The organism is Gemmatimonadales bacterium (assembly GCA_030697825.1).
In the GTDB taxonomy this organism is placed as follows: Bacteria; Gemmatimonadota; Gemmatimonadetes; order Gemmatimonadales; family JACORV01; genus JACORV01.
On the sequence record JAUYOW010000013.1, the window covers coordinates 1 to 1,717 of the forward strand.

Below are 1,717 nucleotides of genomic sequence, written 5' to 3' on the forward strand. Positions count from 1 at the left end.
TGAGAGCGAGGCGCTCAGGCGTAGTCGGAAAGCTGCACCACCCGAAGCCCCGGGATCGCCGGGAGCCTTCGGTCGTTGGTGACGAAGGCGCCACAGCGGTGGGCCAGCGCGGCGGCAAGCTGCAGCGCGTCGGGGGTCCGCACCCCATAGGCCGCGCGCAGCTGCGCCGCGGCCCGCAGCTGCCCACGCTCGATCCCGACCAGCATGAGCCCACGGCTGCGAGTGAGTAATGCCTCGTATCGCTCGGCGAGGGCGACATCGCCCGCCCGGTACGGCACGACGAGGACCTCGAGCAGCGTGAGCGCCGAGGTCACGAGGCGGCGCCGCCCGCGCGCCGCGTCCACGAACAGAGGAGCGACCACCGGCACGAAGCGCTCGTGCTCCTCGATGAAGTAGATAAAGGCAACCGTGTCGAGCGCGACCGGCCCGCTACCGAGTGCCGCCGTCAATCCCACGAACGGCGCTCCTCGGCCACTCGGGCCGCCGCGTCCTTCCCGGCCCAGCGCTCTTTGCCGAGGCCACGAAGCTCCAGGATGGAAAGCGGCTCGGCCGCATCCAGCGCCTCGGCCAGAATGTGCGTGACCTCTTGAGCCACCGAGCGGTGCCGGGCCGCCGCGCGCGCCCGCAGCTTTCGATGGATCCGGTCGGGCAGGTTCTTGATGTTCAGGGTCGCCATTTCCGAGTCCTCCCAATTGCCTCCATTATGGAGGAACACGCAGCAGGCCGCAATCCCACGGACTTGGCAGGCCGCTCGCTCAGGCCGGCGGCCATCCCACGGGCCAATACCCATAGATCCGCTGGTAGGACTGCACGATCGCCGGAGGGGGATGGGCTCCCGACTCCTCGACTGACCGCCGGTACGCGTCATCGAGCGATTCCCTGAGATCAGCCAGCTCGGCGGCGCGTTGCCTCCGTTCCACGTCCCGCGCGACACTCCCGCTCGGATCGTAATGGAGGAACTCCGCCGGCTCGTCGTCCCTCAGGTCGTCGTCACGATCACCAAAGTCCACCAGGAACAACCGCGGATGAGCGTACCGCCAGTCCAGCCCGGCACCACGCATCCGGGAGAACACGAGGTCGTAGAAAGGGGATAGATCGTACTCGCGGCGGGCGCCAAGGGTTCCCATGTAGAAGTCGAGGTAGTCCCACGCATCGCCTGCGCATTGCTCGAGCGACCACCGTTGCCCGCGAAAGTCGGCGATCAAGCCGGCGGCGGCGCGGAAGGAGCCGAGGTCCACCACGGCACCGTCGGCGGTGAATACTCCGTGATTGTTGGAGAACACGTCCCACAGACATCGGCCGAGGAGATCAGCCAGCTCCTCTGCCGGCAGGTCCGCGAACCTCCCCCGGCGCAGCGCCCCAAGGATCACTGCATCATCGAGGCCCCTCGGGAACATGCCAGCAAACAGAGCCCCCTTTCACTCCCCTTTCTTGACTTCATCCCAGAGCCCGTCGAGCACCTCCAGATCCACCCGGCCCAACTCGACCCCGCGCTCAGCCGCCATGCTCTCGACGGCGTTGAATCGCCTAACGAACTTCGCCGTCGCGTCCCGCAGCGCGATGACGGGGTGCACTCCCGCCTTTCGCGCCACGTTCACCGCCGCGAACAGCACGTCGCCGATTTCCTCGGCCGGATGCACGCGCGCCTCGCGCACTTCCTCTTCCAGCTTGTCGAGCGGACCCATCACATCGTTCCAGTCGAAGCCGACCGACGCCG

4 protein-coding genes are annotated in these 1,717 nt (G+C 67.6%); all 4 read right to left on the reverse strand.

The window, feature by feature from the left end:
• Window positions 1-14: 14 nt before the first annotated feature.
• Entirely contained in the window at window positions 15-455 is a 441-nt protein-coding gene (locus Q8Q85_00575; GenBank protein MDP3772740.1) for a PIN domain-containing protein, read from the reverse strand.
• Window positions 446-676 (reverse strand): hypothetical protein, encoded by a 231-nt coding sequence (locus tag Q8Q85_00580; GenBank protein MDP3772741.1) that lies wholly within the window; start codon window positions 674-676, stop codon window positions 446-448. Before Q8Q85_00580 ends, Q8Q85_00575 begins: the two co-directional genes overlap by 10 nt.
• 79 nt (window positions 677-755) lie before the next feature.
• Window positions 756-1,397: a hypothetical protein gene (locus Q8Q85_00585; GenBank protein ID MDP3772742.1), complete on the reverse strand. Its 642-nt coding sequence runs from the start codon at window positions 1,395-1,397 to the stop codon at window positions 756-758.
• Between the two features lie 21 nt (window positions 1,398-1,418).
• A partial coding sequence (locus tag Q8Q85_00590) for a hypothetical protein (protein MDP3772743.1) occupies window positions 1,419-1,717 on the reverse strand: 299 nt, incomplete at its 5' end.

Bases quoted from the DNA above. Each gene is read 5' to 3' on its own strand.
- Q8Q85_00580 (MDP3772741.1), bottom strand. From the start codon at position 676: ATGGCGACCCTGAACATCAAGAACCTGCCCGACCGGATCCATCGAAAG.
- Q8Q85_00585 (MDP3772742.1), bottom strand. From the start codon at position 1,397: ATGTTCCCGAGGGGCCTCGATGATGCAGTGATCCTTGGGGCGCTGCGC.